15 protein-coding genes are annotated in these 24,406 nt (G+C 55.2%); 7 read left to right on the forward strand and 8 right to left on the reverse strand.

Annotated elements, in window-relative coordinates; translation table 11 throughout:
- The first annotated feature begins 155 nt into the window (after positions 1–155).
- The 5 genes from fliB to HDF15_RS08665 all read left to right on the forward strand — a co-directional run bounded on the left by fliB (position 156) and on the right by HDF15_RS08665 (position 5,225).
- Positions 156–1,418 carry a flagellin lysine-N-methylase gene (gene fliB / locus HDF15_RS08645; protein ID WP_184254649.1) on the forward strand — a complete coding sequence of 421 codons (1,263 nt, stop codon included), beginning with the start codon at positions 156–158 and terminating at the stop codon, positions 1,416–1,418.
- Between the two features lie 26 nt (positions 1,419–1,444).
- A complete protein-coding gene (locus tag HDF15_RS08650) occupies positions 1,445–2,026 on the forward strand; it encodes a tetratricopeptide repeat protein (protein ID WP_184254651.1) in 582 nt (193 codons plus the stop codon).
- Entirely contained in the window at positions 2,023–2,853 is an 831-nt protein-coding gene (locus tag HDF15_RS08655; protein ID WP_184254653.1) for an SGNH/GDSL hydrolase family protein, read from the forward strand. Before HDF15_RS08650 ends, HDF15_RS08655 begins: the two co-directional genes overlap by 4 nt.
- A 240-nt stretch (positions 2,854–3,093) precedes the next feature.
- Positions 3,094–4,059: a sigma-70 family RNA polymerase sigma factor gene (locus HDF15_RS08660; protein ID WP_184254655.1), complete on the forward strand. Its 966-nt coding sequence runs from the start codon at positions 3,094–3,096 to the stop codon at positions 4,057–4,059.
- A gap of 2 nt (positions 4,060–4,061) precedes the next feature.
- Complete coding sequence (locus HDF15_RS08665) at positions 4,062–5,225, forward strand: zf-HC2 domain-containing protein (protein WP_184254657.1); 1,164 nt, start codon at positions 4,062–4,064, stop codon at positions 5,223–5,225.
- Between the two features lie 55 nt (positions 5,226–5,280).
- Here the strand turns inward: HDF15_RS08665 and HDF15_RS08670 are convergent, their stop codons facing one another.
- The gene (locus tag HDF15_RS08670; protein ID WP_184254659.1) at positions 5,281–6,606 is read right to left on the reverse strand and encodes a histidine-type phosphatase; all 1,326 of its coding nucleotides are present in this window, start codon (positions 6,604–6,606) and stop codon (positions 5,281–5,283) included.
- Positions 6,607–6,724: 118 nt separating this feature from the next.
- Positions 6,725–9,787 carry a TonB-dependent receptor gene (locus HDF15_RS08675; RefSeq protein WP_184254661.1) on the reverse strand — a complete coding sequence of 1,021 codons (3,063 nt, stop codon included), beginning with the start codon at positions 9,785–9,787 and terminating at the stop codon, positions 6,725–6,727.
- A gap of 219 nt (positions 9,788–10,006) precedes the next feature.
- On the opposite strand from HDF15_RS08675, the gene HDF15_RS08680 reads away from it, so the two are divergent.
- Both HDF15_RS08680 and HDF15_RS26215 read left to right on the forward strand, forming a co-directional pair.
- Positions 10,007–10,729, forward strand: a complete 723-nt coding sequence (locus HDF15_RS08680) for a response regulator transcription factor (RefSeq protein WP_184254663.1) — start codon at positions 10,007–10,009, stop codon at positions 10,727–10,729.
- Positions 10,726–12,135, forward strand: coding sequence for an ATP-binding protein (locus tag HDF15_RS26215; protein ID WP_184254665.1), 1,410 nt, complete (start codon positions 10,726–10,728; stop codon positions 12,133–12,135). The genes HDF15_RS08680 and HDF15_RS26215 overlap by 4 nt, the downstream gene beginning before the upstream one ends.
- Before the next feature lie 300 nt (positions 12,136–12,435).
- Here the strand turns inward: HDF15_RS26215 and HDF15_RS08690 are convergent, their stop codons facing one another.
- From HDF15_RS08690 to rpmI, 6 genes are all read right to left on the reverse strand, one after another.
- Positions 12,436–16,170, reverse strand: coding sequence for a TonB-dependent receptor (locus HDF15_RS08690; RefSeq protein ID WP_184254667.1), 3,735 nt, complete (start codon positions 16,168–16,170; stop codon positions 12,436–12,438).
- A 724-nt stretch (positions 16,171–16,894) separates the two neighbouring features.
- A complete protein-coding gene (locus HDF15_RS08695) occupies positions 16,895–20,575 on the reverse strand; it encodes a carboxypeptidase regulatory-like domain-containing protein (protein WP_184254669.1) in 3,681 nt (1,226 codons plus the stop codon).
- A 467-nt stretch (positions 20,576–21,042) separates the two neighbouring features.
- On the reverse strand, positions 21,043–21,804 hold the full coding sequence (locus HDF15_RS08700; protein WP_184254672.1) for an SDR family oxidoreductase: 762 nt from the start codon (positions 21,802–21,804) through the stop codon (positions 21,043–21,045).
- Positions 21,801–23,264: an FAD-binding oxidoreductase gene (locus tag HDF15_RS08705; protein WP_260330944.1), complete on the reverse strand. Its 1,464-nt coding sequence runs from the start codon at positions 23,262–23,264 to the stop codon at positions 21,801–21,803. Before HDF15_RS08705 ends, HDF15_RS08700 begins: the two co-directional genes overlap by 4 nt.
- A gap of 246 nt (positions 23,265–23,510) precedes the next feature.
- On the reverse strand, positions 23,511–23,888 hold the full coding sequence (rplT, locus tag HDF15_RS08710) for a 50S ribosomal protein L20 (protein ID WP_014263502.1): 378 nt from the start codon (positions 23,886–23,888) through the stop codon (positions 23,511–23,513).
- A 270-nt stretch (positions 23,889–24,158) separates the two neighbouring features.
- A complete protein-coding gene (rpmI, locus tag HDF15_RS08715) occupies positions 24,159–24,356 on the reverse strand; it encodes a 50S ribosomal protein L35 (RefSeq protein WP_014263501.1) in 198 nt (65 codons plus the stop codon).
- Between the last annotated feature and the right edge of the window lie 50 nt (positions 24,357–24,406).

Here is a 24,406-nt window from a genome sequence, read left to right on the forward strand (position 1 = left end):
TGTTCTCTTTATCCCGCAGGCTATCAAGTAGCGGAAGCCCTACAGGGATCATTCGATTGCCCCGCTGAATCCAGTTGAAAAAGATTCGAGCGGATAGATCGATCGCCCGTCTGTCCTTGTAGATGCCGCACAGGGTCATGGACAGCCACGAAGTAATGACTAATCCGAATACTGCAATGGCCCCGCCAACTTATGCTGCCGCGTTTCACTGTATCGGAACAGATTGCGAGGATACCTGTTGCGGTGACTGGGATATTCCGATCGATAAAAGCATCTATGAAAAGTACCAACTACTTCCACGGGAAAAGTTTGGTTCCCTCGTATCGCAGTTCGTACTTGTTAGCGCTCCCGATCAACCCGATCCCCTTCACGCGCGAATCTATCGTGGGCCATCAGGTTTTTGCCCCTTCTTTGGAGCAGATTCCCTCTGCAATATTCACAAGGAGTACGGGCCTCAACTTCTATCTGCGACTTGTTCGATCTACCCTCGTTCTTTCAGCTACGTTGCAGGGACGCTTGAAGGCTCGTTGAGCCTGTCCTGCCCTGAGGCGGCAAGGAACATATTGCTGGTTCCCCGCTTCATGCAAATAGAGGGAGACCTCTTCTCTGGTAACTTTCGAACCGACAACGTCTTCCATCTAGCCGGCAGTCGAAAGGATTCCTTCCACAAACCCCATAACTTTTTTCTCACGATCAGGACCTTGCTGATCGATATGGTTCGGGATCGCTCGCGCCCCCTGTGGCACCGATTATTGTTGATAGGTTCCCTATGCGAGAGCCTGGATAACATCACGGCTGCGGAAGGCGGAGAAGCTTTCCCTGCGGTCCTCTACAAGTACCGCCAGATTGTTGAACATCGGATCTCTCAGCCCGAATTAGCGAACCTGCAGAGCCTGCCGCGACTGAAGTTAGAAGTAATCTTCAGACTGACTGATGCACTGGTGAGAGACAACTCCGGGAAGCGCTTTCGGGATATCTTTTGGGCATTCGTAGAAGGTATCGCTTCTCCCGACAGATCTGCCCCTCGGGACGACATGGGGCGATTTATACAAGCAGAGACAAAGTATCATCGCCCCTTCTTTGAGAAGTTTCCTTTTATTCTCGAGAACTACTTAGTGAACTACATGTTCCAGAACCTTTTCCCTTATGGCCGAGAGGGCAGTCCCCGTTTTATTCCTCGAAGTTTGTTCGGCGAATACATTCAGATGGCGACGCAGTTTGCATGGGTCAACACCCTGCTCATTGGCGTTGCAGGCCATTACAAAGAAGACTTTGTCGAGGAGCACGTCGTTCAAACAATCCAGTCGTTCACCCGAGCGGTAGAGCATTATCCGGACGTTCTTCAATCCATCGATGAATCTATGAGAAGCCTTGGACTGAATAACCTGCGAGGCATGGCTATCATGCTAAAAATTTGAAGTTCAGCCAATCTTTCGATCACCCCATGACCTATAAAAAGAACCCTCTTTGTCCGTACGAAAGCGGCAGGCATAGGAAGACCTGTTGCCAGAAGATTCCTCGCAGCGCCAGGCTGGCAATGAGGGAGAGCGTTGAGGCTTTGTCCAAAGCGGGAAAGCACCTGGAAGCTTGTGAGCTTCTCGAAAAGCTTGTGACTCTAAGCCCGCATAATCCCCTGATCTGGAATGACCTGGGAATACAGTATGAGGCGGCGGGCCAGATGGATAAAGCACTTGACGCGTTAAGGCGTAGTCATCAGGCTGACTCGACCTACCCACCGGCGCTCTACAATCTCGGCAAGTTTACGCTTGATCGCTTTATAGGCTTCCATAAGGCCGGGCTGGCTACGAAGGCGGAGGTTCAGGAGATGCTAATAGAAGCCATTAATCTTTTGAACGCCAATCTCGACAGAGATCCCGATAATGCCGACGGACATTACTATCTTGCTCTTGCCTATGGCATGAAGGAAGACGAACGTATGGCTCTGGCCCATATGACAGTAGCCCTCAGGCTTCGGCAAGCATCGGATACCCCATTAGAGGCGGTCGTACGGAGTGTCGTACGATGAAAAGCATGCGAGCCAGTGTTCTCTCCGCCCTGGGATTATTTCTGTTCTGCCACGTTGCCTTTGCCGCGAAGCCCCCGAAACGTCTGTATGTCTTCGGAGATAGTTATTCCGACATCGGGCGCGGTTGGGTAGATAGCGATGGTCCCACGGCGGTGGCCTATCTCGCGAAACGGCTCGGGCTGACGATGGTGGCTTCAAACGCGCCGAACTCCGCGGGCAAAAGCCTCAACTTCGCAGTGAGCGGCGCCCCTTCAGGAGAGAACCCCGGCCAGGCAGTGCCGCATGGATGGCTTGGCCTCGGGATGAAGAACCAGGTATCCGAGTTCGTCGCGATGGTGCACTCAGGCGCCGTTTCTTTCGATCCTGAAACGACACTTTTTTTCCTCGCCGGCGGGCTGAACGACCACAGCCTTTCAACAGAACAGACGGTCGCCAATCTTGAGGGAGAGATCGATTCGCTATACGCGGTCGGGGCGCGCCGCTTTTCCGTGGCAATCCTTCCGGAGAAGATCCCTGCATTCAGGCCAGTGGCAGTTCGACTGAACCCAGCCCTGAGGAAGATTCCCACGGAGATAGGTCCAAAGCTGAAGGGGGCTGAGGTGAGGACCAGTCAATGGGGTGCTTTCTTTGATGTGATCCTGGAGAACCCCTCGAAGTATGGGTTCACCGATGTAACAAACCAGTGCGCAGGCCGATCGATCTTCAACGAAGACACAACACCATGCGCTACTCCGGCGACGCACTTCTACTATCACGAGGCACATCCCTCGACGGCAGCGAGCAAGGTTGTCGGAGATATGCTGTACGACGAACTGATGTCTCGCTAATGAAGCAGGAGCGCCACCCGCTCGGCCTCTGTGGCTTTCCTCTGCTTTGCGTCGAGTTGCGAGAGATGAGCTACGAGAGGCGAGTGATTCACTCGTATCTCGACTCTCGGATCTCGCAGACTCGAAGCATCTCTTCGTTACTCCCCTGGCCTCTGTGTCCACACCCAGCATCGTAGCTCGGGAGGTGGCTTCCGCGAAATCCATTGTGCTGTAAGCCCTCCGTTCACGTATCTTGAGGGCGTGGACTCTGCTTCAGCCCAACCCGTCGAATTGGGACCGCCAGCCACTGCAGAAGGTGCTGCGGAGCCGCAGATTTCCGCGACACTGCTCGACGCTCTCTGGCGCGAAGCGGAAGCCGACAGTCTCGAACTTAACCGAACAGAGTTGGCGCAGAAGTTACTTGCTGTCGGCGCGAAGTACAACTACGGCCTTCCTCCGGGCGCAAGCGCCACTCCAGCGCAGATCGAGGCCTTCTATCGCTCGTTGCAACTTCGAGAGCTGGCCCTCGCGCATGCCTGCACTGTGGGACACGATGCGGCGTGGCAGCAGTTTCTCCAGCGCTTTCGAGCTCCGCTCACACAGGCCGCTGTTGCAATGACCGGGTCGTCCTCTCTTGGACAAGACCTCGCGGATTCGCTCTACTCCGAACTCTTTGGGCTCAGCGAGCGCGACGGGCAGCGGCGTTCTCCCTTAGCCTCATACTCCGGACGAGGGTCGCTGATGGGCTGGTTGCGTACGACGCTTGCCCAGCGGCATGTAGACCACCATCGCCGCACCCGGCGTGAGGCTCCGCTTGAAGACACGGACCTCGCCGCCGTTCCGACGGCTCCAACGCCCACCCCTGAAGTGCTTGCCCGGCTCGGCAACTCGCTGGCGGAGGCCCTGCGCGCTCTTGCGCCCGAGGACCGCTTCCTGCTGTCGGCGTACTTTCTCGACCAGCGAACGCTGCTGCAGATCGCGCAACTCCTGCGGGTTCATGAGGCTACCGTCAGCCGCAAGCTGAAACGGCTGACCTCGGGATTGCATCAACAACTGTTGAAACGCCTGCAGGCCTCGGGCATGAACAGGCGAGCCGCGGAAGAGGCACTAGGAACCGATCCGCGCGATCTCACGATCAATTTGCGGAATCTGCTGCAAACTTCGGCAACTCCAACGTTCTCCAATCAGACAGAAGGCGATAAGACAAAGCCCTCGGTCAAGAAGTAGACATGAGCGATCTTCTCCAACCCGGCCAACACCTCGAAGCGGACCAGCTCAACGCCTTCCTCGAAGGCGTGCTGCCCGAACACGAGCGCCTGGAGAGCCTTGCGCATCTGTCCGAGTGTTCGCACTGCCGGCAGATCGTCTTTCTTGCCCGGCAGGCCCAGCAAGCGGAAGAGCCTGCACCAGCGAAGGCCGTTCCAACATGGCGCGAGTGGTTCCGGTTCAGCCCGATGTCGATGCTCAGTGCAGCAACGATAGCTGTGGCGTGTGCTCTGATCGTTACCGTATCGCTTCACCTGTACCGCACTGCACAAACGCCCACGACGATGGAGAACGCGAAGGTCGAACTCGCTCCAAACCTTCCGCCTATTGCGCCGCCAGCAGAAGCAGCGCCCCCTGCACCGCGAAGAGCCTCGCCCAAAGCGGCTCCAGTATCTCCGATCGCTGCCGCTCCTGAACCGGTGGCACCGGCTCCTTCCGGAAAAGCGGAAGATGCGATCTCCAGCTTCAGCAAACGCAGGAGTGCAACTACGGAACCCGCCATTTCGCCCCAGACTACGAAGCCGACAGCGATGAACGACTTTGTAGCTGCGTCGGCTGGCGCCGTTTCCAACCACGAAGCACGCGGTACAGGGATGCTACTGCGCAACAGAACAGCGGCCCCGCTCCAGCCTGCGAAGGCAGCAGCACCTCTGGCTGCAAAATCGAACCCCATAGTAGTAGCCGCTGCGCCTGCCCTGCCCACGACGACGGAGACGCTGCCTATCGAAGCTCGCACTACGATTCAAGCCACGAACGAGACCGTTGAGGTCAGCGCGGCCCCCAATGGTGCCATCGACAAGCTGAACGAAGACAATGAGGCTCTGCGTAAGAGATCGAAGGTGCATGCGTTGCCTAGCAATCTACCTTCGGCTGCCTCGGCCTCCAACGGACGGAGGATGCTTGCCGCAGATACAGCGGGAGCACTCTTCCTCAGCAAAAACGGCGGCAAGCATTGGAAGTCCGTCAAGCCGCAGTGGCAGGGGAAGGTGATGCAGCTCGCGCTTTCGCCGCGGAGTCTTCAACAACCTGCACTACAAAAGCAAAAGGTAGAGGCGGGCTTTCAACTGACTACTGACTCTGGCGTGGTCTGGGTCAGCGGCGATGGAGTGCATTGGCAACAGAAGTAGATGGTGTTACCTGCGGCCTTGTATTGCCGTTGCTTCTCCGCATTGCACAAGCGACCTAGCGAATAAACTCCGGTCTCACCGCCTGTTGCACGAGTTGCTCGAAGGCAGCGAGGCTGCACTGCCCCGTGGCATCCTTACAAAACATCTCAGGCAGCTCCGATGCGGGCTTGTTCGCCGCAGTAAGTGGCTGCGCCGCGCGCAACTGTGTCAGCGTCTGCAAGGAGTAACGAACGCGCACAGAGTACGTATCGCCACGCTGCCAGAGCTCGAAGGCCATCTCCGCTCCCGGCGGAGTATCGTCGCGGCGTCCATCCAGGTTCCAGTGAATGCCGAGCAAGGAAGCCACCCCTGCAAGGTTGGTATCGTGCCCTGTCAGAATCACGACCTTCTCTCCTACAGACCCAATTGCGCCGTCGATGCCTTTGCCGGTCGCGCCCTGTTCGAGCGTGCGCCGAATGTGGTCGAGCAGATTGGAGGCTTCTACCTGCGCAAGATAAGGGGTGCGATGAGCAAGATCGAAGTAGGCAGTGTGCAGAGAAAGCAGCCGCTGCAGTTGCTGCTCCTGCACCTGGCCCCAGCCGACCTGGTCCGCAGGCAGGCCTTCGGCATACTCCAGCAACAGGTTCTCCGACATGCTGGACCCCACAGACAGCGGCCCGCGCAGGTCCGCAAGATGATCGCCCTTGCCTGAGGTAATCGCCGGAACAATTCCAGTTACAGACGTTGCCTTCTCTGCCGGGACCTTCGTGCACGAGGACGGCACGGCTGCGCAGTGATTCAGGATGCGTTGCAACTCGTCCAAAGTAGCTTGATGCTCCCGTGCAGGCGCAGTGGGATCGCCATGCACACGTTCGCGGAGCGCATCGGCAGCAAGCTGTGCATTGCCTTGAATCACCTTCGCAGCCAGCGGATGAAAGAGTGCATTCTCCGTGCCCTGCGGCAGCGAGTCGATGCGAACCGTGCAGCCCGGCATCAGACCTTCGGCCAACGCATGGCCGCTGGCGATGGTGCGCTGATCGGAGTCTGCATAGACGTACACCTGATCTGCATCGGCGCAACCTTGCGGCTGCAACAAGCCTTGTACGGCGAGCTGCGTTCGCTCCCACCCTGCAAACTGTCTTAACAGCAGCGCTCCGCGTGGAGTAAGTTCTCCCGGAGCAACCGTCCACTTGGGCCAGGGCTTTACAGAGAGGAGGTCTAGTTGCGGATTTGCCTGTGTCGGAGAACGTACGCCATGCCGGCTAAGGATGACGACAAGCTTAAGGGTGTCGCCGGAACGAGCAGCGGATTTTGTAGCTTGTGCCGATATCTCAGCAGGGCTTTGCCATAGAACGCATAGCAGAGCCACGCATGCTGAGATAGAAGGGCGAAACAACTTCATGTACTTCTCCTGAAAACGACCTTTGACCTTTTATCGATGCAGCGAAAACGCTCCTGAATAAAGAACTTTGAGAGGACGGATTTCAACTCGTCCTCTCAAAGCAGCAATCCATTCAGAGTTACTCGTGTCGCACGAAGTTATACCGAATGCCACCGGTATACGTCGGCTTGTAGAACTCACGCTGATTCACGAACTGCGTACTTCCGGTGTAGTAGCCGAAGACTTCGTTGTTGAGATTTAATCCGGAGACGACCGCGCTGAATCCTTTGTAGAAGCGGTAGCTCGCCTGCGCATCGACCTGGTAGTGGGTCAGAGTGTAGACATCGCCGGAAGGTCCCTTCGGGCCCAGGCCACTAGGGTCGGAGCCGCTGACCAACGAGGGCGAGGTGTAGTTATAAGAAAAGAGACTCGCCTGGTTGTATGCCAGCCCCGCACGCACCGAGAGCCGCTTGGTGTCATAGGTGGGGCTGAGGTTCCAGGTGTTGGGAGACTGATCGATCAGCGTCGGATGATCGGTACGCAGGGGGACGCCCTTCTCACGCGAAGCCGTGTAGCTATAGTTCGCGGAGATTCCCAAACCGCGGAGCAGACCCGGAAGATAATCCAGGTGCTGCTGATAACTAAGCTCGAAGCCATAAAGCCAGGCATTCTGTCCGTTTACAAATTGAGTAATCGAATCGCCCGGATATTGCGCAAGAACAGTCTGTAAAGCTGCCGGAAAATAGCCGGCAGGAAAGCTGGAGAGGTTGAGACCGCCGGGCAGTACCGTTTCGATCTGGGGTGCATTCAGCTGTTTGAAGAAAAACCCTGCCTGAACCAGACCCAACGGATTGAGATAGTCCTCGTACAACAGGTCATAGTTATTGGCATGTTCGGGCTTCAGATTTGGATTGCCGACAGCAACGGTAACCGGGCTTGCCGTCTGATCTTCTGAAGCGTAAGGCACCAGCTGGTACGGATCGGGCCGGGCAACTCCACGAGCGTACACGGCGCGCAAGGCGGAGTTCGGCGTAAGCGCATAGCGCATCTGCACGCTCGGCAGCACATCGAGATAGGAGGGATTATTATTGATGCCCACCGCGCTGTAACAATCTTTAGGAGTAAGAGGCAAGGGGAAGGCACAAGGCACACTGGCTGCGCCACCTTTAGGATCCGAGTAGAAGGTCAGGTTATAGCCGAAGGTATCCATCTGGGTGGCCTCAAAGCGGAGACCAGTTTGGATATGCAGCTTGCCGAAGTCGATCGTGTTCATCGCGTAACCGGACGTGATGCGCTCGATGGTGTGAAAGAGATTGGGATAGATATCGGCAGCGGTCTTCTGGCCATCTACGAAGCCGGCAAAGTTCTGTAGAGTATAGGCCTGGACCAGATTGAAGTCTGAGACCGGACCGAAGTTGCCGCCGAAGTAGTTGCCACTGAAGTAGTCAGTGTTATGAAAGTTGCTTTGCAGTGCGCTCATCAGTGGTGTCGACGAGCCTGCCTTCGTGGACCAGCCATCATAGACGGTCTCGGTAGAGTCTTGATTCTGATGACCGTTGCTGAACTTGAAACCCATCTCGAAGTTTCCGAAGTGCCCATTCGAGTTGTAGTTTCTTGCATAGGAAGCCTGGGCTGTCAGGTTCAGCTGCGCGTTCAGGCCCTTCGAAATCGTAATGTCTTTGTAGATCCAGTTGGCTGAATTCAGCAGCGGCGAGTTGCCGTTCGTATCGCAAGTTCCAAAGTGTGGGTGATACAGATCTGCCTGGCTTGCCGGAGCGTAGTTGCAGCTTACTTCCGGTCCTACCCACGAAAAATCGGCCTTGGGATTACCAGCGGAATCTACTTCGTAGGAACGCGAAGCGGAGATCTGGTAGGACATCCACTGCTTAGCCTGCACATCTCTGCCGCCCAGAATGATGGTTCCAACAGAGGCATTAGGACGTTTGCTGGACGTATAGAACTTGGGAGAGGGCGAGCTAGCCGTGGGGCTGGGCAATCCCTTTACCGGATCGATAGCGGCCGACACGGGCTCGTAGTACCACTTATCGCCCCAGTCCTTGAGGTCTGAGTAGAACCCACGTGCATAGATGCTGGCGTTCTCGCTAAGCCGGTAATCCGCACTGCCCGCAAAGCCATAGCGATAACGGTAATAACGATATTCGCGGATCGTATTGTTGTCATAGAAAGGAGCCGCGAAGGTAGAAAGTGGATCGAGCGTAGGTTGAATATTATCGATGCCGCGACCGTTGTAATCGTAAGCGGCATTGCCGAGAAGGCCGAAGCGCTTGGTCGCTCCAAAGCGCTTGCCAACAGTACCGCCCGTTGCATAAGAGGCGCGGCCGTTGAGAATGTTGGTATAGCCACCGTTACCGTAAAGACTGACGGTGGGCTGTTCCGTGGCTTCTTTTGTACGCAAATTTACCGAGCCGCCAATGCCATCCGCATCCTGGTTGGCGGAGAGCGTTTTGTTCAACTCGATGGCCTCGATCATGTCCGAGGGAATAACGTCGAGACGTACCTGACGAACAGTCGGTTCGGGTGCGGGAATCGTAATGCCGTCGACCGTAACATTGGTGAGCCGGGGCTCGGTGCCACGCACCTGGATGTAAACACCCTCTCCCTCGATGCGGTAGAGCGAGACAGAGGGCAGGCGTCCGATAGCGTCGGCGACATTGGCGTTCGGCAGGCTGGTGATGACCTCCGCGGGAAGAACCTGCACGATGTTGTCCGCGGTACGCGTCTCGTTGATGGCCTCGGCCTCGCCGTGCGGGCGGGGTGCGGTGACGAGAATCTCCTCGCTGTTGGAGGCAACAGCGAGTTTGAGGCTGAGGCTAAGCGCCTGTCCGGAAGCGAGATCTACATTCGTATTCTGCGGTTGAAAGCCGATGTAAGAGACCGTAAGGACGTACTTGCCGGAGGGAACTTCGGGCAGAATGAACTCGCCCTGGTCATTCGTAACCACGGTGAGATTGAGCGGAGCCAGCTTGATCTGCGCGCCGGGAACAGCGCCACCAGAACCATCCGTGACGGAGCCCGAGATGGCGCCTTTACCGGCCCGGATGGCAGATTCAGCAGCAGACTCTGTGCTGGGCTGAATAGCGGTTTTGGCAAAGGCTGTTGAGGAAAGTATTCCCAGCCCCAGCAGGCACAATGCACTGAGGCTCTTCCAATTTCTTATGTCGATCAAATTCAGCAGCCGCATTGCAATCCTCAGAAGATGACACATCCGCGGGCGTTGTGTAACGCGGCGGAGCATCGAAATTCAAATTCGTATAGAGCAATGATGGAGGCCAGCGGTGAATGACATTTCACCGTCCTGTAAAAAAGTCCTGAGGTTGGGAGTAGCTCAAACCTATTCACATAGACTTAACACACGAACGATAACGTCGAAAGCCTGTATCCGGGCGAAAAAGCACACACCATGGAAGCCGCTGGCCCATTTCGAATTTTGGTCGTCGAAGACGATCCGCGCATGCTCGACGTGTTGCGCAGGGGTCTGTGGGAGCATGGGCATACCGTGATGACGGCCTCTGACGGCGTGGAAGGGCTAACCCTTGCACAGACCTACGAATACGATGTTGTTCTTCTCGATGTCGGCCTACCCCTGCGCAATGGATACGAAGTAGCCGCAAGCCTGCGCGCGCAGCAGAACCATGCGGTCGTGCTGATGTTGACTGCCTATGACATGGAAGACGACATCATTCGAGGCCTCGATCTTGGGGCCGACGACTACATGACCAAGCCGTTCTCCTTCCCGGAACTTCTGGCCCGCATCGGCTCCATCACTCGCCGTCGCCCATCTGCTCCCAGCGGATTTCTCAAAAGTGGTGAGCTTGTTCTCGACAAGCTAAAACGCACCATCTCTCTTGCCGGAGTTCCGTTGTCTCTTACGCCCACGGAGTTTTTGTTGCTGGAGCGGCTCATGGAAGAACCCGGCATCGTCGTCGCCAGGAAGCAGTTGATCGAAAAGGTCTGGGGCACCGATGCGGAAGTAAGTCCCGGCGCGCTGGATACCTTTATCAACTCACTGCGTGGCAAGCTTAACCATGCGGAGCAACGCAATTTAATTGGCACAGTCCGCGGTACGGGATACTTCCTCTCCAATGAAACCTCTGCGGTTCCGGAAAAGGGCACGAACGAGTGATACGTCCCTTATCCATCCGGCTGCGGCTTTCGCTCTGGTTCTTTCTCATCTTCGCCATCGCGATGTTCACCCTCTCCACCACATGCCTCTGGATGGTGCACCGCTGCATCCTGACGATCGAAACTACGGAGCTGCAGCAACGCGTCCGCAGTATTCAACGTTTTTTCGAGGTACGACCTTCGTCCGTACCTGTCGACACACTTCAAGAGCAGATGGCTTCCATCTACGATGTCACGCACGGCAGCAAGTGGCTGCAGGTGATCGATCAGGACGGTAAGTGGATCTATCGTTCCAAATCGATCGCTGAGTTATATCCCCATCTGGATCTACCGGGCGCTGTCCCTGCGGAAGGCATTTACTTCGAATTCAACGCCGAGTCCGTTCCTGTCTGGGCACTCATCAAGCCCATCACCGTCAAAGGCCGCAGTTACACGGTGCAGACCGGCACTTCGTTAAATAGTAAGCTGATCGTCTTCAACGATTTTCGCCGGCAGTTGATGATCCTTACTCCTACGGTCTTGCTGATCGCGCTCTTAGGCGGATATTGGATGAGCCGCCAGGCATTGAATCCCGTCGCGGCCATTGAACTGGAAGCTCGGCACATCAACGATAAGAGCCTGAGCTGGCGTCTTCCTGTGTTGGAGACACATGATGAACTGGCAGACCTGACACTGACACTCAACCAGATGCTCGACCGCATCGAGGCAGGCTATAAGAGCGTTCGCGAGTTCACCGCTAACGCCGCGCATGAACTGCGCTCCCCTATCTCCCTGGTCCGGGCCGAGGTCGAGGTCGCACTCGCCTTTCCGCGCAACGCCGAGGAGTACAAGGATGTCTGCGAACGCGTACAGGCTGAGTCAGTACGCATGAGTACGCTGATCGACAACCTGCTCTCACTGGCTCGGGCAGACGCAAAGGCAGACGCGCTGCACTTCGAAGCACTCGATCCCCACAAGCTTGTGACGGAGCTCGGCAGTAAGTGGACCATGCTGATGCAGCAGCATGGAATCACCTTCGAGGTAGAGTCCCATACTGCCGGAGCTTCTGTCTTTGGAGATATCCCCAGCCTGCGAAGATTATTGACGATCCTGTTGGACAACGCCGGCAAGTACACACCCGCCGGAGGCCGCGTCACGCTGAAAACCTATCTGCAAGAGCAGACAATCTTCTTCTCAGTAAGTGACACAGGGATCGGCATTCCCGCAGAGGCTCTGCCCTCTATCTTCAAAAGGTTCTACCGCGGCAATCATACCGCACAGATCTCACCAGATGGTGCAGGACTCGGGCTTGCATTGGCCGAAGCTTTGGCGGAGCGGCATGAGACAAATATTCATGTAGAAAGCATGCCGCAGCAAGGAAGCTGCTTTACCTTCAGCCTGCGGCGACATCCGGCAGAAATTAGATAATACAGCAGAAACTGTGGCGAGCAGTTTCTGCACTTTATTCTTCTCAGCAGTTTGCCCTTTCCCATGCATGGCTAACTCCGTATGCCGGAAGACTAGTCCGTGCTGGTAGAAATATCCAATCGTCACCAACAACCACCACTGTTGAAACGGTCGCGTAGGCGGCTCCTACAACAGTAGATTGGCGCATCCTTTTTGGAGAAAAGAAAGAGTCTGTCACGGACCGCTACGATGATCTGCAGCGGTCCGTGACAGACTCTTATTTTTAGCTTTACGCCTTCAGGAATTCAGAGCCTGATTCGATTAGAAAACCAACCGAAGCGAGAACTGACCTACACGTGCGTTAGTCGATGTACTAGCAATTTGTCCAAAGACTCCTTGAGACGAAGTGAAGTCGGTTCCTGGTGTCGTATTACCCTGGGCATTTGTGAATGCCGGGCGGCTGAAGGTCGGATGGTTGAAAATGTTGTAGAAGTCTGCACGGAAATTCAAATTCAAACGTCCGTTTGGCAGGATGACAAAGTTCTTTGCAAGGCCACCATCCATCGTGAAGGCTGAAGGCCCGCGAAGATTATTGCGACTTCCAACAGTCAAACCAATCGGGCCGCTGAAGGCGGCAGCAGCAGCCACAGGATCCGCGAACAACTGTACCTGGCTGCTCCGGCCGTTGCCGACCTTATGAACATGGGCTTTGACCACACCACGATTACCGTTGAAGATGGCCGGAGCATCTGTGTTGAAGCCGGCTACAAAAGCGTTAGAGACCACGTCGAGGGCCACACCGCTACGCCACGCCGGCAGACCAGACAGGCTCCAACCACCAATGGCTTCGTCCAACCAGCGCGGCGCATTCCCTGCGACCGACTTCCCGCGACCGAATGGCAACGCTACGATGAAGTCCGAAGAGATGATCTGTTGAATGTCAAAGTCCGAGTTTCCACGGCAGCTACGCGGATGAACTGCATCGCAAATGAAGTTAACAAGAGTTCCTTGTGCCTGATAATTCGCCGGAGCAGAGGTATTGTCGATCGAATGCGACCAGGTGTAGTTGACATCGAACTGGATCCCCTGCGACATATTCTTTGTCAGGGTTACCAGTAGACCGTTGTAGCTGGAGAATCCTTTGTTCGTGATCCAGGGGTTGATGGCAAATTGCGCGCCGACATTAACATTGTTAGGGGTCAGGCCCTCTTCTTCGAGCGCGTTGGCGAAATCAGCGATATCACCCAACTGAAACAGCGAGCCAAAGTTCGCCAGCAAGAAAGGAGTTGCACCAGAGCCGACAATATTTTCAAACCATGGCTGAGCCGAAACTGTTGAACCAGCCCTGACCTGTCGAGTCACATTGCCGAATGCCTGCGAAAAGGTCTGACCTGACGCTTTGTCAGTAAAGTCCACGACCTGTGAGGCATCGGCTTGCCCGAGCAAACGACGACCGAGACGACTGGTCCAATTTGCCCTGAGAAGGAAGTGCCCCGGGAACTCCTGCTGTATTCCAGTTTCAAGATTGATGGAGTAGGGATCCTTAAGAGTTGGATCGACAATATAGGCCGATCCTGTACCGCTAGACCCGCCGAAAGGGGTTGAACCTGACACAAATGGGGTAAATGGCTTTGTAATGGCCGCCGCTACAGGTAGCGCCGCCGAGCCAATGGTCAGAGCGGTGCCGGTTCCACCGATACGAGGGCTATTGAGGAGAGCTGCAGTAGGTGTCGATCCCGCGTATTGAATTCCGGCGCTATTCTGGAACAAGAATGAACTCTGGTCTTGAATGAAGTTGACCGCATTGATGACAGTGCGATCGTAGACGATTGAAGCAGAGCCATTGACGACTGTTTTGGGCGAAGGATTGTACGCGAAGGCGAAACGAGGAGCGAAATCCTTGTAGCTGGGCTGGTAAAGCGGAGCTGCGTGATTTGCTTTACCGCCAAGAGTGTACGTTACAAACGGTACAACCGTATCGCCAGCCGTTCCTGCTATGCCTGCCGCCACACGCGCACCGAAGAGCTGATCGAAGGTGAGGTTTTCGTTCGACTGATTGCCGCTCGTTTCATAAGGCACGGAGTAAAGCTGGTATCTCAGTCCGTAGCTGACGGTAAGGTCCTTTGTGACCTTCCAGGTATCGCCGAAGTATAGCTCCGTCTGATAGAAGCGATAGTGTCGAGTCGCGCCACTGCCCTCCGGTAAAATATTGCCCTGATTATCAAAATTGTAGTTACTGTTGATGGAACTGATATTACCGAGTGCCAGAGCAAATGCAGCATCGTAAAGGGTCTTGGCCGTTGTACCGCCGATGTTTGTCGGCCGCAGGTTGGGGGTTAAGGTTGGATTTGCGCTGCTCAAGCCAATTTGAACCGTGCTGAAGTCGTTGGTCAGATTGCTGTTGGTTTTAGTGAACTTGAAGGTTCCACCGAATCCAAGATTATGACTACCAACGATCCAGTTAAAATCGTCTCGAATTTCGGGAACAGGAACGCGGCGTTTCTGGCTGCCGCTGGCATAAGGTGCGCCTAGCGAACCCAGGCTAAAGTTGACGGGGCTCGTCGGCGACTTGAACAGCGTGGGGAAATTGAGCTTAGAGATGTTGTCGCCATAATAAAACTGGTTGACCTTGTTTCTGCCGATCTCCCAGATGTGGCTGATGACATACCCGTAGCTGCGATCCTGATAAGGGCTCGTGACAGGATCTGTCGGAAGGATGTTCGCTGACTCGAAGGCATCTTCGCGCTGAATGGTGAAGCGGGCAAAGATACGCTGCTTGGGGGTCAGGTTGTAGTCGACGCGTCCGACATAGTTGTAAAGCGTATCAGGCTCGGGCTGCGTGAACCGGAATCCCCCGGTATTGATGCCGTCTGCGGCGATGTAGCTCGGATCGTTCACGTGAGCATTTGCGTAGCGTGCATTGACGAAGGACAGCAGCGATTGGTTGAATCCAATGCCTTGCGGGTCAAGGGCAGCAACCTGAGCAGAAGTCAACGTTCCGATGCATTGCGGAGTCGAAAAAGCCTTGCTTGTCGCAGCACAGGGGCCGGAGCCATCGCTCGCATTGGCAAGAATATACTGCAGGCTCCCACTACGGAAGGAGTCCAAAGGCACAACATCTTCAGCGGTTGTGGACTGAATAATGCGCGAGTTATTGAAATCAAAGAAGAAGAAGAGTTTGTCTCTCAAGATGCGACCGCCCACGTTACCGCCGAACTGGTTCTGGATCAGCGGAGTGCGGGGAAGCCCAGTGTTGTTGTTGAACCAGCTGTTCGCCACAGTCGACGTATCGCGGTGATACTCATTGAGGTTTCCATGAAACTCGTTGGTTCCGCTTTTCGTGACAAGCTGAAACTGACCGCCGCTGCCTGTTCCTGTATTGGCGAGCAATCCAGTGACCGTCCCGCGAAACTCCTGCAAGGAGTCGACTGGTGCACCACCGACAAGGCTAAACCCGGTTGTCGAGTTTGCACCTGCAGCAAGGTCATTCACATCGATGCCATCGATGGTCACCGAATTCTGATCGGTGCGGGCGCCGGTGAACGCACCAACTCCAGCGGCAACTCCGGGCTGCAAGGTGAAGAGAACCGCAGGCGAATTACGGCTATAAACCGGCAACTCTTGAAGCAACTGTACGTCAAAATTGTTGCCTATCGTGGCATCGGTGGTATCCAGCGTAACATTGCTGTTTCCCGCCTGGACCTCAACCTGCTGATTGACGCCCACAAGCAGCTTCGCATCTTGAGTACGTGTAATGCCAACTTGCAGAGCAACGCCCTGAACTTTCAATACCGAAAAGCCCTCGTGCGCGAAGGTCACACTATAACCCTGAGCGGGAGTCACATTGGGAAAGTCATAGGTACCTTGAGCATTTGACGTCTGCTTGTAGCTGACGCCAATCGCTGCGTTGGACAGCGTAACCGTCGCCCCCGAAACAACTGCACCTGTTACATCGGTAACCGTACCGATCATCGACGAACTGTCCTGCGCTAACAAGAAAGCAGGAGCCGAAAGGAAGAGCACCAAAAGGGCAAATTTCGCGATCCAATTTCGCATTTTGAGTAAATCTCCTCGAAAATGAAACTACTTATAGACCCGGCGAACGGGAGCAATAAGGAAATGAACCAGCCTTCCGTGAAAGATGCTGGTGTACAAGTTGGGCCTGGATTGCTGTATTTAGAGATACAGCAATTCACATGCCAAACGCCCGGTCAAATAGAACTTTTACGGGAGCGTTAAGTCTCGGTAAATTGAGGTTGTGCTGAAATTTATTGAGTAGGCATCAAAAAGAAGTTCCGTATTGTGCATCCGGATACAGGAAATGGGATTTCCGTCTGAGGATCCTACCGATGTGTGCTTTTTTGATTACCGAAAGAGACCTCTGTTCCTCAGGCCCCTGCCTGATTCATCCGGCAAAAGAGAGTGTAGTGGCCAGTGTTTTGTTGATTGCTTCCTGTCGCACTCTCGGAATCCGGGCCATTCTTTAAAACATGCGGAGAGGTTCAGGTAACGGTGCACCAGTAAAACACGAGAACGGATTTATGGAGAAGTCGAAATCTTACGACTTCTCCATTTCCTTCGAACAATCCGCATTTGTCTCCTGAACTTCAAAGAGGCGCCCCCAGGGCGCCTCTTTGAAGTTCAACAATGATCAGGACTCGGACAACATCTCGTCTACGAACAACAGCTTGTCAAGTCCAGTTCCCAGAGCGACGAGGCTTACGCCCGTAGTCTGACAGAAGAAGTAATTGAAAGGACCCCTTCGGCTGCGGTCGCGGTATTAGAACAGGATCTTGCCCGTGAAGAGCAGGTTGCGTGTTCCCGTTCCCGGGGTATTCAAATTCTGGCTCCCAGAACCGAGATTTTGAGAATAGTTATTGAAGAATGAACCGCCGCTAAATGCATAGTTAGATAGTTCGTTACCAGGAGTTCCATAGAAGGCACGGTTTAACACGTCAAACGCGTCTACTTCCAGGCGGAAGGTGAATCGTCCGGTGATCTTCGTGTCTTTAATAATGCTGAGGTCGGCATTGTTGCTGGTGTCGCCACGCAGGGTGTGGCGTCCCGTACCAGGGTAAGGATTACCCAGAATATTGGCTGCCAGTTGATTGTTTGCGATAAAGTGAACCTGCGAAGCAGAAACCGGAGCCCCAGACGCATAATCTACAAGGACTGGTGCCGAGTATGTTGCTACACCAGTCGCGCTGACCGCAGTGGTGGTGTCGGTGTAGATGCCTAGAGTCCCGATAGGCGCCTTTGGATTGGAGAGAATTGGGCGAGCAACGTCCAAACCAGGAAAGTTATTTTCAAAGGGAATATCGCTATAGGAGTTAGTGGTCCGCGCGTCACCCGGATTCGCTTGACGGAGCGCACCCGAACCTGCGGTATTAGCTACCGGAGAGCCGTTGGTTATTCCTTGATAGTCGGTATAGGTCTGTCCGCTGGCATAGGTCCAGATCGTATTTGCGCTCCAACCATTCACCAATTTGTCTGCCCAGTCTTTGCCGGTATGGAGTTTGGGAAACGCGTACAGGAAGCTAATGCTGGCAACATTGGGGAAATCAAGCGAACTGTTTGCACGCTCGCCAAGATTGATGTCGAGTGGGTTCTGCGCATAAGCAATTGTGCTTCCGCCCTGGTTTGAGCCGCCGGCGTTTGAATAGACCTCGTCGGAGTTATCAATATTATGACTCCAGGTATACGCGAAGGTCGCGGTTATACCGTGGTAGCTTTGCGTCGTAAGGTTCGTTTGTAAAGACTGGTATTGGGAAAAAGCTGTATTCTTTACCGCGCTTACAGAGGTTTCGCCGCAGTTCAGGAACCCTGCATCAGCTCCGCCAAGTGCGGCGCTGCCTGGGCAAAGACTGCTGGGATTGACCACATTGGGGAAGGCAGCCGCGACCGGCGCGAGATACGGATTGGCGTTGATTGACTGAAATTGACCGCTGGTGTGGTTGCCCACATAACGGATCTCAAATACGGCCGAGTTGCGAATCTGATATTGCACTCCCAGCGTGTACGTCTGGCCTACAGGAAAGCGGAAGTTCGAGGGGACGAAGGATTGGGCGTCCAGGCCAGGGTTTCCACCGGTCGGGAGCTGTGTAGCAATCTGCTGTTGAACCGTGGTGAAGGTTGCCGGCCCCGAGGGAAAGCAGTTTGTGCTGCCGAACGCGCAATTAACAGCTCCGGCGAGGACAGCCGGCGCAGCTTGAGCGACATTCTCAACGATGTTCTGGAATTGCGGATCGACGTTGATGGCATAGGCGCCGCGGACCACCAACTTCCTATTGAAGTCAGGATTATAAGCGAAACCGAGGCGAGGCTCGAAGTTTTTGTAATAGTTGTTGACGCGTGAAGCGGTAGTCAGGGAGAGTGGCAGCGCCGTGCTCCAGTTGGGATTCGGGCCAGTCTGTTGGGCCACGGTATCGCTATTGATTTTGTTGATCGGCTCTCCGTAAAACTCCCAGCGCAGCCCCAGATTTAAGGTGAGGTTTGGGGTAGCCTTCCAGTCGTCCTGGAAGAAGAGAGACACATCGTATTCATCTAACGGAATTGTCGGATTGCCCTTCGCCACACCAACGGTGCAGGTTGCGCAGCCACCGCCAAGGAAGTCGTCCAGCGTATCAAACATGTAGGTTCCGGCTGAATTAGGGAGAAAGACATTCGGCGCGTGTGTATCGTCAAACTCGCCGCCGAAGGTAATCGCATGCTTCCCAACCGACCAGGTAGCAATATCCTGTAGCTGCCCGACCTTGACTACACGCCCCTGCGGAAAGGCGGAGTTAAGCCCCAAGGAGGTGAAGGTATCGCCGCTTTCGAGTGTGAGCTGGTTGATGCTCGTTGGGCAGTTCGCAAAAGAGGTAATCGTGCAGTTGGGAAAGCCACCGCCCTGAAAGCCTGAGCTGCTCTGCTGGAAGCTATAACGGAGTTGATCGACCCAGTGCGGTCCGAAGGTATGCGTGATATCTGCGCCCACCGAATGAGTCACGCCTGTGACGTTGACATAGCCGCCGTTCGCGACGGTCTGAAACGGGGTGACCGGATTATCTTGATACAGATAACGGAGAAAGACATGGTCCTTGGGGGTAGCCTGCCAGTCAAGACGTCCCAGATCTTCCTGATCGCTTGTCAGCGAGGGTATCTGACGGCCAAATTGGGCCATCGGGATCGAAACCGTTTTGCCGCCACTGGTCACACTTTCATTCGCGGCCGCAGTCACCTGGCGTGGATTACCGCCCGTCACGGCGTACGGGCTTAGCTCTTGAAGATAGGCAACTCCAGGGCTGCCTGGAAAAGCGGTTGCGAGTGCGGCGAGTCCGGCCGGTGTCGGGAAGAGCTGCCCCTGGCTAGTCGTAAGAGCGCCATTTTCGCGGAATTTGTACCAGTATGTAGAACCGAAGGCGAAGAGCTTGTCCTTGATAATTGGACCGCCAAGGGTGCCGCCATAATAGTTGTCTACGTAGCGGGGAACGACGGTAGATGCACAAGGGTTCGTATCAGTGGAAATCTGTCCTTGAGCACAAAACCCAAACTGTGGCCCCTTGGAAGTTCCCTGTTGCAGTGAACTGGTGAAATTGCCTGAGTATTTGTAGATAGCCGAGCCGTGCCAGGCATTGCTGCCGGACTTGGTAATGTAGTTGATGACCGAACCTGCGTTACGGCCATACTGGGCGCTAAAGCTGTTCGTGATGACTTGGACCTCGGCCAGAGCATCCTCATTCCCGAAGAACACCTGGGGACCAGCGATCGTCGTATCGTTGTTCGACTGGCCATCAATCTGGAAGTTGTTGGCGCGTCCGCGCTCTCCGTTGACCGAGAAACCGACACCGTTGGTGTTGGAGAATCGATCGGCGCCTGTATTGACAACTCCAGGGATCAGTAGAGCCACCTCATCGAAGCCGCCCGCGAGGGGAAGTTGTGAGACCTGCTGAGAACTGAACGTCGTCGTGACTTGTGACTGGCTTGTTTCAAGAAGATTCGCGGCAGCGGAGACATCCACAACTTGCCCCGCGCTGCCAGGAAGCAGCTTCTGCAAACCCAATCCCTGCTCTTTAGCGGAGGAAACTTGAATATTGTTAAGCGTGAGAGTAACAAAACCGTCGCTGGAGATAACGACGGTATAGGTGCTGATTGGCAGATCTTTAAAGCTAAAGCTGCCATCCCTTCCAGCGGTCGTTTTGCTGCTCACATTCCTCGCTGTATCCCTAGCCGTTACCACTGCACCAGGAATAACAGCCCCAGTCTGGTCGGCTACAGTTCCTGAAATGTTTCCAGTGTTAATACCCTGAGCATGGGCCTCTTTGTGCAGGAACGGCGCAGCCATCACGAGAGCAAAAACAGCCATCATCGTGAAGCCGAAAGAACGGAAAGGACGCACCGAACCTCTTCCGAACAACGTTTTAGGCGAATTGTAGTGTCGAACGGCAGGGGAGGGAGAGAAGGTGCCAAAGATCCGTTTCATTCTTTTTTGCGACTCCAAAACTTGTAGATCGGACGTAAAGGTACAAAAGAACCAAGGAAAGCCCGGTCAGTTAATGACGAACAACTTCAAAGGTCGAGGCCCAGCTACCCAAGCGGAACTGCAATTCTCATGCCAAATCACTTTCCAATCGAGGCCACTCATGACGCCCATATAAATAGACTTTGAAATGATTGTCAGAAGATCTGGCGAATTGACCGGGTGACAAGATCTCAAATCACACATAAAAATACAAAAAACTGAATTGTGCCGCCGGACCATAGCGGTCAAGTATGGTTTGCCATACAGAAGGCCGGGGTCTGCTTTCTGCGTATGCGAACTCAATAGCCGAAAGGAACTTGCAGTAGTCGCGAAGAGAGATCTTGATGCGACATTGCGCCTGCGGATGAATTGCAGGTTCCTCTTTCCATTCAGAACGAACGGATGAAGAGCCAGGGCAGAATCCAGCCTTACAGGTTCAGCTTTTTGAACACGCGCTCGGGGATCGCGCGAATCACTGTCATGATGACCCGCCAGATTCCCGGCACATAGACCACATCCGTGCCCTTGTCGATCGCCTTCACCAGCGTTGCAGCGACCTTTTCGACGTCGGCAAACTTTTCGCTGCCCTTCATCGACTGCGTCATCGCCGTCTTCACCGGTCCCGGCTTGATCGTCATGACGCGTACGCCTTCGCGGTCGATCCTGTTTCTCAGCCCATCGACGAACGCCGTCAGTCCAGCCTTCGACGAGCCATACACGTAGTTCGACTTGCGGCCGCGCTCTCCTGCTACCGACGACAGCACCGCCAACGTCCCGGAGTGGCGTTGCGCACAGTAGTTCGCCAGCCACGTAAGCAGGCTGGCCGGAGCAACGAGGTTCGTATGCAGAATCTGACCGGCCTCGGCAAAGCCGCGCTCGGCTTTCTGCTGGTCACCCAGCACTCCCAGCGCGAAAAACGCAATATCCAACCCCGCCAGCGAGTTGATTGCGTGTGCCATCAGTTCGGGGTGGATGGCGGTATCGTCAAGATCGGCAACAGCGCTATCTATATAAGAGGCACCGCGCGTGCGCAGGTCGGCGGCGACCGCAGCCAGCCGGTCGGAGTTGCGCGCGACCAGAAAGAGACTATCGCCGCGCTCGGCCCAGAGGCGGCAGCAGGCTTCGGCAATCCCAGAGGTCGCACCCAGTACCAGGATGCGTTTCGGAGCAGGATTACTGCTAGTGGTCATCGCGCTCCTCCCCTGGAGGAGGGATAGCCGGCAGTGACGCGTTCCCAGAAGCTGGATGTCAGCGCCGGGTCTTTGTAGCGGCTGAACCGCTCCCACTGAGGATAGAACTCCTGGAACTGCGGCGCGGTCATGCGAGCATCTTTGGCCGGATAGAGCCGTCCGCCGAACTCGCGCGTCATCTCCGCAAGACGATCAAAGAGCGCGAAGCTCTTCTCGGGCTTGATGGGGAAATCGAGCGCAAGCGTGATGCCGGGCTTGGGGAAGCTCATCATGCCGGGCGATTGCACATTGCCGAACGCCTTGAGCACAGCAAGAAAGCTGGCGAGGCCGGACTTGGCAACCTCCGTCAGAATCGCCACCGTCCCTTCGCGTGCGTGCTCCCACGGAATGGCGTACTGAAACTGCAGCAGGCCGCGCTTACCGTACATGCGATTCCAGTGCAGCACGGCATCCAACGGATAGAAGAACGGTTCGTAGTCCTGTAGTGCCGTCACGCGTTTCTTCATCTGCTTATTGAAGTAAAGCCCATTGAACGCGCCGACGGTCGCACCGTTCAAGGCGAAACCTGGCAGTTCAAACGGGAAGACGAGCTTGGGTTTGGCCGATGGCTCGAGCGGCCCAGGCACCTGAGAATGGTCACCCTGCATAAAGATGCCGCGGCAGAAGTTCTTTCCTGTCGAAGTCACATCGACCCAGCTCACCGTGTATTCGATGTGTTCGGCCTGCTGGGTGAGATCGAGGAACTCGTCGATGCCATGAAACTGGATGCCCTGGTAGTCGATCATGCGGCTGACGATGGGCTTGAGCCGCACCTGCGCCCAGGTCATCACGCCGGTAAGGCCCATGCCGCCGATGGTCGCGGCAAAATAGTCAGGGTTTTGGGTCGGGGTGCAGTGCATGCGGGCGCCGTCGGAACGGACCAGTTCGAACTGCGTGATGTGATTGCCGAACGTCCCGGCGGTGTGATGGTTTTTACCGTGGATGTCGTTGGCGATGGCCCCGCCCAGGGTGACGTACTTCGTTCCCGGCGTAACGGGCAGAAAGAAGCCACGCGGCACGGCAAAATCCAGAATCTGCGCCAGAGTAATGCCGGTTTCGGCGGTCAACAATCCAGTCGCTGCATCGAACCCCAGCAGGCGGTTCATCGAGGTCGTCTGGAGCAGTGTTCCGTCTTTCAGCAGGCAGACATCGCCATAGCTGCGTCCCATTCCTACCGCTAAAGCCCCGTGGTGAACTCCATCGATTGCCCGAGGAAAATCTCCCTGCCAGTGCAGTGGGACAACCGTCGCCCCGTAAGTGGGATAGCGCCCCCAGGACTCAAACGGCGGCACACCGTCGAAGGGCGGCTCCTGATCGACGGAGGTTGCCGGGGGAAACTGGAGTTCGGCTGAGGCAGGCATGTCTACAGGATAGCCGATGACGGGGGTCGAACAGGCTATGAGAGTACATGGCAATTGCATATGTTTTTGCTGTTGCCTGTTTTTCGTCGTCATCCTGAGCCCCCGCATTCTGCACGATGCCAGATGGAGCGAACGCGGCCGTTCACGCCTTGGGTGATGAAAAGCTTGCAGAGCCGAGATGAATTGGCGATCCCAATACGGGGGTCCTTCCCGATGGCTCAGGATGACGACGAAAAGCGGATAACGATGACCCAAAAGAGAAGGGCGTGGCCGAAGCCACACCCATCTTGTCCTGCCTGCGGAAAGTTACGCCGCAACCTTCTTGGCGCTCTCGAGCCCGGCCTTGGCCTGCACAGCGAGTGCGGCAAAACCTGCGGGATCGTTGGCAGCGATGTCGGCGAGGATCTTGCGATCGAGACCGTTGCCAGCCTTCTTGAGGCCGTTGATGAACGTCGAATAGCTCATGCCGTTAATGCGGGCCGCGGCGCCGATGCGCACGATCCACAACGAACGGAACTGCCGCTTCTTCTGTTTGCGGCCGATATAGGCAAACTTCAGGCCGCGTTCAACGGCTTCCTGGGCTGCCTGATAGAGCTTGGATTTCGTGAGGAAATAGCCACTCGCGCGCTTGAGAATCTTTTTGCGGCGGTCGCTGCGTTTGGTACTCCGTTTTACACGGGGCATGTCATTCTCCTTTTGCGTACTGCGTTCAAGCGGCTGGAGGTAAGGGTCGCATTCTCGTCTCAATCAGAACTAGTGGGTGTCCTGAAAGAGCGTGGAGAGAATGACGATGGTGTGGCCTCTTCACTCGCCTACAACTTCGAATCTCAGTGGGTTGGCTTTGGCCTAACCCAGGGGCCTCAACGCTTGAGCGGCCCTTTGTGCTGTCAAAATCGACAGAACGGCTTGATTCGAAAAACTCTACAAACTTCTCTACGCTTCGGCTTTTAAGCCTTACGCGTAGGGAAGCATACGGGCGACCTTGGGGGTATCCGCCACCGAAACGAGAACGATCTTTCCAAGCTTGCTCTTGGTCTTGGTCGCCTTCGAGGTGAGGATATGGCGCATCTTCGACTGGCCGCGCTTGAACTTGCCGGTACCAGTCTTCTTGAAGCGCTTGGCCGCGCCTGAGTGTGTCTTCAACTTTGGCATGGGGTTCCTAACAGAACTACTGCTATTTACAACAGCGATCAGTATAACAG

Source organism: Granulicella mallensis, from assembly GCF_014203225.1.
GTDB lineage: Bacteria > Acidobacteriota > Terriglobia > Terriglobales > Acidobacteriaceae > Granulicella > Granulicella mallensis_A.

What these genes read in the sequence shown, in the direction of transcription:
- fliB (WP_184254649.1), top strand. Translation starts at nt 156, where the DNA reads ATGACTAATCCGAATACTGCAATGGCCCCGCCAACTTATGCTGCCGCG.
- HDF15_RS08650 (WP_184254651.1), top strand. Translation starts at nt 1,445, where the DNA reads ATGACCTATAAAAAGAACCCTCTTTGTCCGTACGAAAGCGGCAGGCAT.
- HDF15_RS08655 (WP_184254653.1), top strand. Translation starts at nt 2,023, where the DNA reads ATGAAAAGCATGCGAGCCAGTGTTCTCTCCGCCCTGGGATTATTTCTG.
- HDF15_RS08665 (WP_184254657.1), top strand. Translation starts at nt 4,062, where the DNA reads ATGAGCGATCTTCTCCAACCCGGCCAACACCTCGAAGCGGACCAGCTC.
- HDF15_RS08670 (WP_184254659.1), bottom strand. Translation starts at nt 6,606, where the DNA reads ATGAAGTTGTTTCGCCCTTCTATCTCAGCATGCGTGGCTCTGCTATGC.
- HDF15_RS08675 (WP_184254661.1), bottom strand. Translation starts at nt 9,787, where the DNA reads ATGCGGCTGCTGAATTTGATCGACATAAGAAATTGGAAGAGCCTCAGT.
- HDF15_RS08680 (WP_184254663.1), top strand. Translation starts at nt 10,007, where the DNA reads ATGGAAGCCGCTGGCCCATTTCGAATTTTGGTCGTCGAAGACGATCCG.
- HDF15_RS08690 (WP_184254667.1), bottom strand. Translation starts at nt 16,170, where the DNA reads ATGCGAAATTGGATCGCGAAATTTGCCCTTTTGGTGCTCTTCCTTTCG.
- HDF15_RS08695 (WP_184254669.1), bottom strand. Translation starts at nt 20,575, where the DNA reads ATGAAACGGATCTTTGGCACCTTCTCTCCCTCCCCTGCCGTTCGACAC.
- HDF15_RS08700 (WP_184254672.1), bottom strand. Translation starts at nt 21,804, where the DNA reads ATGACCACTAGCAGTAATCCTGCTCCGAAACGCATCCTGGTACTGGGT.
- HDF15_RS08705 (WP_260330944.1), bottom strand. Translation starts at nt 23,264, where the DNA reads ATGCAATTGCCATGTACTCTCATAGCCTGTTCGACCCCCGTCATCGGC.
- rplT (WP_014263502.1), bottom strand. Translation starts at nt 23,888, where the DNA reads ATGCCCCGTGTAAAACGGAGTACCAAACGCAGCGACCGCCGCAAAAAG.
- rpmI (WP_014263501.1), bottom strand. Translation starts at nt 24,356, where the DNA reads ATGCCAAAGTTGAAGACACACTCAGGCGCGGCCAAGCGCTTCAAGAAG.